Below are 7,226 nucleotides of genomic sequence, written 5' to 3' on the forward strand. Positions count from 1 at the left end.
GTTAATGCGAATACTTAATCAGTACACGGAGTAAACAAGAACACATCAATTTTGCTAACTCGAGTTAGCGATTGCCTTCTAAAGGCTATTTTAGTCGCCGAAAATAGCCAATTATTTTATTTAAAATTGTGATGCCGAACAAGAATCATATTTTAACTTGATGATTAAAAAGACATTTATAATAAATTCCGATTTTTATTTATTTGACGCAGATCGAATTTTAACCATTCCTCGTGAAGCCAATCACATATCCACGATAAAAATTGTGTAAAAAACTCTCATATACCTATGCTAACTCGAGTTAGCAAAATTCTATTAATTAAGCCAACTGCGGCGGTGATGTCCACAATCCACCTGAGCAGAGCGCCAAAAAAGTGAGATGAGGAACCACGAATGAAGAGAATGAGTTTACCGAAAATTGGTATTCGCCCGGTCATTGATGGACGTCGTATGGGCGTTCGTGAATCGCTAGAAACGCAGACCATGAATATGGCGAAAGCCACTGCCGCACTCCTGTCAGAAAAACTACGCCATGCCTGCGGCACCCCTATTGAGTGTGTGATTTCCGATACCTGTATTGCGGGGATGGTTGAATCAGCGGCATGTGAAGAGAAATTCAGCAGCCAAAACGTTGGCTTAACGATTACCGTCACGCCGTGTTGGTGCTATGGCAGCGAAACGATTGATATGGATCCAACACGGCCAAAAGCTATTTGGGGATTCAATGGCACGGAACGTCCGGGGGCCGTGTATTTGGCCGCCGCGCTGGCAGCACATAGTCAAAAAGGCATTCCTGCATTTTCCATCTACGGCCAGGACGTCCAGGACTCAGGTGATACTTCGATTCCGTGCGACGTTGAAGAAAAACTGCTGCGCTTCGCCAGGGCAGGTTTAGCCGTCGCCAGTATGAAAGGGAAAAGCTACCTCTCTCTGGGCGGGGTCTCAATGGGTATTGCCGGTTCTATTGTCGATCACAATTTCTTCGAATCCTGGCTGGGTATGAAAGTTCAATCCGTCGATATGACCGAACTGCGCCGTCGTATCGATCATAAAATCTATGACGAAACGGAACTGGAGATGGCACTGGCGTGGGCTTTTCAGAATTTCCGCTATGGCGAAGATAAAAACGCCAAGCAGTATCAGCGTACTGCGGAACAAAACATAGCGATACTGCGCGAAAGCCTACTGATGGCAATGTGCATTCGCGACATGATGCAGGGCAACAGTAAACTGGCAGACATTGGCCGCGTGGAAGAATCGCTTGGCTATAATGCGATTGCGGCGGGCTTCCAGGGGCAACGCCACTGGACGGATCAATACCCGAACGGCGATACCGCCGAAGCGCTGTTGAACAGCTCATTTGACTGGAACGGTGTACGCGAACCGTTCGTGGTCGCGACTGAAAACGACAGTCTGAACGGCGTGGCAATGCTGTTCGGCCATCAGTTAACCGGCACGGCACAAGTCTTTGCCGATGTGCGAACATACTGGTCGCCAGAAGCAGTACAGCGCGTGACGGGCCAGTTGCTGACCGGGCGAGCAGAACACGGCATCATCCACTTAATCAATTCCGGATCCGCAGCGCTTGACGGTACTTGCAAACAGCGCGATAGCGAAGGCAAACCCACAATGAAACCGCACTGGGAAATATCCCAGAAAGAAGTGGATGACTGCCTGGCTGCCACCGAATGGTGCCCTGCGATTCACGAATATTTCCGAGGGGGTGGCTACTCTTCACGTTTCCTGACCGAAGGTTCAGTCCCCTTCACCATGACCCGCGTCAATATCATCAAAGGCCTGGGGCCGGTGCTGCAAATCGCGGAAGGATGGAGTGTGGAACTGCCGAAAGAGGTGCACGACACACTCGATAAACGTACCGACTCCAGCTGGCCAACGACCTGGTTTGCACCACGTCTCACCGGGCAAGGTCCGTTTACTGACGTTTATTCCGTGATGGCGAACTGGGGTGCTAACCATGGCGTGCTGACTATTGGGCACGTTGGGGCTGATTTTATTACCCTCGCCGCCATGCTGCGTATTCCGGTCTGTATGCACAACGTGGATCCCGCGACAATCTATCGTCCTTCATCCTGGTCTGCGCACGGTATGGACATTGAGGGTCAGGATTATCGTGCCTGCCAAAACTATGGCCCGCTCTATAAACGCTAATCAGTTATGCCCTCACTTCCACAGAGGGCATCTTTTTTTGTTCCTGGAGTCATTATGAAGCAAGAGGTCATTTTGGTTCTCGACTGCGGCGCGACAAACGTTCGCGCCATTGCGGTCGACCGTCAGGGAAAGATTGTTTCCCGGGCTTCAACGGCAAACGCGAGTGAAATCGCTACGGAAAATAACACCTGGCATCAGTGGTCGTTGGAGGACATTCTGCAACGCTTTACCGACTGCTGCCAGACGCTCTCGGATGAACTTTCGTCATATCTCATTCGCGGTATCACCGTCACAACATTCGGTGTAGATGGCGCGTTGGTTGATGAACACGGTGCACTGCTCTATCCGATTATCAGTTGGAAATGTCCTCGAACAGCAGCAGTGATGAACAACATCGGTCACATGATGACGCCACAACGTTTACAGGCCATTTCCGGCGTTGGCGCATTCAGTTTCAACACGTTGTATAAGCTGGTGTGGCTCAAAGAAAACTACCCTCATCTGGCTGAACAGGCTCATGCCTGGCTGTTTATTTCGTCATTAATCAACCACCGATTAACCGGCGAATTCACCACAGATATCACTATGGCTGGCACCAGCCAGATTCTCGATATCCATCAGCGAGATTTCAGCCCGGAGATCCTGCAGGCTTTAGGCTTGCCGCGCCGACTCTTTCCACGGTTAGTTGAAGCTGGTGAGCAAATTGGCACCCTTCAGTCTGATATCGCCAGTCGGCTGGGCTTACCCGCGGGTATTCCGGTGATCTCCGCCGGGCACGATACGCAATTTGCACTGTTTGGTGCGGGCGCGCAGGAAAATGAGCCGGTGCTTTCTTCCGGTACATGGGAAATCCTGATGGTGCGCAGTGCCCAAGTGAATACGCCGTTATTAAGCCAGTATCCTGGTTCAACTTGTGAGCTTGATAGTCAGCCTGGTCTGACAAATCCCGGCATGCAATGGCTGGCTTCCGGTGTGCTGGAATGGGTACGCAAACTGCTTTGGACAGCAGAAACACCGTGGCAAACATTGATTGATGAAGCGTGCACTGTTCCCGCAGGAGCCGAGGGGGTGAAGATGCAGAGTGATCTGCTCACTAACCAAAATGCGGGCTGGCAGGGTGTCACACTCACAACCACACGTGGCCACTTTTACCGCGCGGCACTGGAAGCACTGGCTGGGCAACTCAAGCTTAACCTGCAGACGCTGGAAAAAATTGGCCAGTTCAACGCCACAGAACTGCTGCTGGTCGGCGGTGGAAGTCGTAATGCGCTATGGAATCAGATAAAAGCCGACAGACTCGGTATTCCAATCAAAGTACTGGACGATGCCGAAACCACGGTTGCGGGTGCGGCGATGTTCGCCTGGTTCGGTGTAGGTGAGTTTACCAGCCCGAAACAAGCCAGAGCGCAAGTGCGCTACCAGTATCGTTATTTTTATCCGCAAACCGAACCCGAAATCACTGAGGAAGTATGAGATGCTGAAAACAATTTCACCGTTAATTTCCCCTGACTTGCTCAAGGTGCTGGCTCAAATGGGTCATGGAGATGAAATAATATTTTCTGATGCCCATTTCCCGGCACACAGCATGGGGCCACAGGTCATTCGTGCAGACGGTCTGATGGTAGGTGACCTGCTCAGGGCGATCATTCCGCTTTTTGAACTGGACAGTTACGCCCCGCCACTGGTGATGATGGCAGCTGTTGAAGGGGATTCTCTCGACCCGGAGGTTGAGCACCGTTATCGCGACGCGCTCTCACAGCAAGGGCCATGTCCCGCTATTTCTCGTATCGACCGTTTTGCGTTCTACGAACGGGCGCAAAAATCCTTTGCGATTGTTGTCACAGGAGAATGTGCGAAGTACGGCAATATTCTCTTAAAAAAGGGTGTGACACCGTCATTTCATTATTGAATCAGCTGTATTTGAATGACGGCAAGTATTCAATGATTCGCATTTGTGTGTTGTCGTGGCATGGTAGAGCGTGAACAGCTTGCAAGAACGATTAGAGGTTTATGCTATGCAACATATTGATTTTTACATGATAGATGCCTTTACCAATACCACTTTTGGGGGTAACGCCGCCGCCGTATGCCCGCTCACAGAATGGTTGCCCGATGAGACATTATTGAAAATGTCTCAGCAGCATAACCAGTCAGAGACAGCATTTTTTGTCACAACCGATAATGGCTTTGAGTTGCGCTGGTTTACCACTCAGGGTGAAATCAATCTGTGTGGGCATGCCACACTTGCTGCTGCACACGTCATCTTTGAACATCTTGATTACCCAGACACGACTATCCATTTCGATACCCGGTTTGTTGGCCCACTGACGGTGACACGCAGTGGCGAATGGCTGACGCTTGATTTCCCTGCCTGGGAAACCGAGCCCGTCATGCCGCTGCCTTTGCTGCTGGAAACGTTGGGCATCACTGAATGCAAAGAAGTGCGCGTGGCGCGTGATTACATTGTAGTGATGGAGAATCAACAGCAGGTAGAAGCAGTACGCCCGAATATCAATGCCATGCTTCCACTGGGTAAAATGGTCTGCATTACGGCTCCAGGCGAAGGGGAATACGATTTTGTCAGCCGTTTCTTCTGCCCAGGAGAAGCCGTAGCGGAAGACCCTGTCACAGGGTCGGCGCATAGTATGCTCATTCCTTACTGGGCTGAAAAACTGAACAAAACACAGATGCTGGCACGTCAGGTGTCCGAGCGTGGCGGGGATTTACGCTGCCAGCTAGTGGGTGATCGTGTCCACATCGGCGGACAGGCAACAACGTATCTGATTGGCAAAGTGCTGTTGCGCTAGATTGACGCGCTGGCGGAGGCGCGGGCTCTTGTCTAACGCTTTCCAGGCCTCAAGACCAAATTACGCTTCATCCCATGCGTGACAGGTCAGAGAGGGAATATCAATAGCCGGACCGATCAGGTGCTTAGATTAGCCCGCATCGCCAGCCATTCCAGATATAGAAAAGCCACCATAATGGACGGTGGCTTTACTTTAGTGAGTAATCAGTCGTGATATCAAAAATTATTTAAACCAGCTACTCGATTCCTTTTCCCGAGCTTTACCTTCGCTCTTCATTAATTCCCGCCCACCTTCAGAAAGGTTTCTGTTTACGTCGGCCTTAGACTGTATGACATCATTTTGAGCAGCTCTTCCTTTAAGATCCTGATCTATAAATTCATTTTCCCTGTTAACTCTAGCCTCCTCTCTAGCAAGAGCCAGCTTTTGTTTTTTGATTTCTAGATCACGCAGCTCATCTTCGTAATGTTGATCTCTTTTTTTATCAGATAAATTTTCTGCTGCTATTTTTTCTTGACGAGCTCTTTTTTCTACAGCAATAGCATTAGCTCTTTTAGTCGCAATAGCAGCAGCATTTGCCCGTTGCTGTCTCTCAACGCTAGCCTCGCGGTCTAACTTTTCTTGTTGAAGATCAGATTGCCTTTGGATTTCTCTATTCCCCTGCTGCTCCGCTTGAGCTACTGCTGAAAGCTGATCTTGCAGTGAACTAGCACCGCTTACAGAGCTAACGACTGATAGAGCTATCGACAATATTATTTTTTTCATAGTCTGCCCTACAAATTATGATGTCACAGGGCATGTTGCGTTTGGTTGAATTCTTGTCTCGTCTTCTTTTGTTGAGATAATCATCGCCAGACCCGTTGTGAATTCGCATTTTTTTCCTACTTGCGTAGAGGTATAAACTTTGGCGCCTTCTTTATAGGTTAGAGATACGCCTTCCACCAGGGTCTTGTCTTTTACCATTGAGCCAGCAGCAGCACCTAATGCACCACCTCCAACAGCTCCTCCTGCTGTACCAAGATTACTACCTGTACCCACATTATGACCTAACACTCCGCCAGCCACGGCACCAAGGACTGCACCAAAGGTCTGGGCCGCTTGTTTATTTGCTGTGTTATCTACCGCAACTTTCGCAGGTAAAATGGAAATAATATTTACTGTTTTTGTTTCTTGTTTAGAGTTCAACTGCCCAGAGGAATAAACATCAGCCGCATAGCTATCAGCATTTGATTGGCAACCAGTAAGTGACACTGCAGCAAGCAACATTAGAGACAGGTAACTTTTTTTAATTTTCATAATTCATCCTTTTCCTATGGAATTGTAAAAAATAATTAACCACATCAATGTAACGGTCTTTTACATATCGTAACAAGTTAAAATAATTTACTAATTACTTCCCTGAATTAATTAATAAAAACAATGGATGGCTGCTGATGGTGTGGTAAGCATTCCGCATACCCGTGGTTAAATCGGTGGAAGCCTGTCGGAAGGTGAAAGATGTCTGCCGGGAGGTAGGGATAGCTGAAGCCACTGACTAAAACTGGAAGTCTACATACAGTGGAATGGAAGCGTTAAACCAGAACGGGTCAGTTGATTTCATGCATGATGCCCTGATTTGTGGTCGTCGTTTCAGGACGTTTAACGTCGTTGACGGTTTTAATCGTGACGCTTTAAAGGAATACCAACTGAAACATCATTCCGCTGTGATCTCAAAAAATGCATGGAACTAAACGGGTCAATTTACACTGTGACCCCTTATTGAAAGCGATATTCGCCGTTCCCCACGCGAAAGCGTTGACCTTTAAGTGCAGGCTCCTGGGTGTTAAACACCAGTTCAACAAGCCGGTTGGCCTCTCCTTCACGGAAGATAAAGCGCTGATGGCCCACTGCCAGCCCTTCATGCAGTTCATTGAAACCGAACAAAGCGTGCCAGTGAGCACGAACGGCCTGCGGGTTTTGCACCTCAAAAACAGCGCTGTGTAGTTCCACGGCACCTGCGGGATGCGGGCGGTCGAGCCCCTGAGTTCGCAGCCGTGTTAGCCGTGCGTTATCGTCCTCTCCCCATTGCAGAACAAAGGGATAAGGTAGGCCGTTAAACTCCCCGTCAATAGTGAAGATGCGCCAACTAATGACATGACCTTGTGGGTCGTTACGCTGGCCGTCGACAATCGGCGAGACCTGTAACCCTTTGCTGCGCAAATCCGCATGCGTCTGGTCGATATCATCACTACGCAACGCCACGCGGTGCAGAGC

At 49.2% G+C, this 7,226-nt stretch carries 7 protein-coding genes; 4 read left to right on the forward strand and 3 right to left on the reverse strand.

Annotated features, from left to right (window positions below; all coding sequences use genetic code 11):
* Positions 1–393: 393 nt before the first annotated feature.
* The 4 genes from fucI to VJY99_RS03090 all read left to right on the forward strand — a co-directional run bounded on the left by fucI (position 394) and on the right by VJY99_RS03090 (position 4,976).
* Positions 394–2,169: an L-fucose isomerase gene (fucI, locus tag VJY99_RS03075; protein ID WP_324116214.1), complete on the forward strand. Its 1,776-nt coding sequence runs from the start codon at positions 394–396 to the stop codon at positions 2,167–2,169.
* A gap of 54 nt (positions 2,170–2,223) precedes the next feature.
* Positions 2,224–3,642, forward strand: coding sequence for an L-fuculokinase (gene fucK / locus VJY99_RS03080; RefSeq protein WP_324116216.1), 1,419 nt, complete (start codon positions 2,224–2,226; stop codon positions 3,640–3,642).
* 1 nt (position 3,643) lies between these two features.
* Positions 3,644–4,078, forward strand: coding sequence for an L-fucose mutarotase (gene fucU / locus VJY99_RS03085; RefSeq protein ID WP_324116218.1), 435 nt, complete (start codon positions 3,644–3,646; stop codon positions 4,076–4,078).
* Between the two features lie 106 nt (positions 4,079–4,184).
* The gene (locus VJY99_RS03090) at positions 4,185–4,976 is read left to right on the forward strand and encodes a PhzF family phenazine biosynthesis protein (RefSeq protein ID WP_324116220.1); all 792 of its coding nucleotides are present in this window, start codon (positions 4,185–4,187) and stop codon (positions 4,974–4,976) included.
* A gap of 222 nt (positions 4,977–5,198) precedes the next feature.
* Here VJY99_RS03090 and VJY99_RS03095 read toward each other — a convergent pair whose 3' ends face one another.
* The 3 genes from VJY99_RS03095 to VJY99_RS03105 all read right to left on the reverse strand — a co-directional run.
* Positions 5,199–5,738, reverse strand: coding sequence for a DUF5384 family protein (locus VJY99_RS03095; RefSeq protein WP_324116222.1), 540 nt, complete (start codon positions 5,736–5,738; stop codon positions 5,199–5,201).
* 15 nt (positions 5,739–5,753) lie between these two features.
* Positions 5,754–6,269 carry a glycine zipper 2TM domain-containing protein gene (locus VJY99_RS03100; RefSeq protein ID WP_414641565.1) on the reverse strand — a complete coding sequence of 172 codons (516 nt, stop codon included), beginning with the start codon at positions 6,267–6,269 and terminating at the stop codon, positions 5,754–5,756.
* Positions 6,270–6,728: 459 nt separating this feature from the next.
* Positions 6,729–7,226: VOC family protein (locus VJY99_RS03105; protein ID WP_324116224.1), on the reverse strand; the 498-nt coding region annotated here is incomplete at its 5' end.

Source organism: Buttiauxella sp., from assembly GCF_035271705.1.
Classification (GTDB): domain Bacteria; phylum Pseudomonadota; class Gammaproteobacteria; order Enterobacterales; family Enterobacteriaceae; genus Buttiauxella.

Excerpts from the sequence above, each read along its gene's own strand:
- fucI (WP_324116214.1), top strand. The coding sequence starts at position 394 with ATGAAGAGAATGAGTTTACCGAAAATTGGTATTCGCCCGGTCATTGAT.
- fucK (WP_324116216.1), top strand. The coding sequence starts at position 2,224 with ATGAAGCAAGAGGTCATTTTGGTTCTCGACTGCGGCGCGACAAACGTT.
- fucU (WP_324116218.1), top strand. The coding sequence starts at position 3,644 with ATGCTGAAAACAATTTCACCGTTAATTTCCCCTGACTTGCTCAAGGTG.
- VJY99_RS03090 (WP_324116220.1), top strand. The coding sequence starts at position 4,185 with ATGCAACATATTGATTTTTACATGATAGATGCCTTTACCAATACCACT.
- VJY99_RS03095 (WP_324116222.1), bottom strand. The coding sequence starts at position 5,738 with ATGAAAAAAATAATATTGTCGATAGCTCTATCAGTCGTTAGCTCTGTA.
- VJY99_RS03100 (WP_414641565.1), bottom strand. The coding sequence starts at position 6,269 with ATGAAAATTAAAAAAAGTTACCTGTCTCTAATGTTGCTTGCTGCAGTG.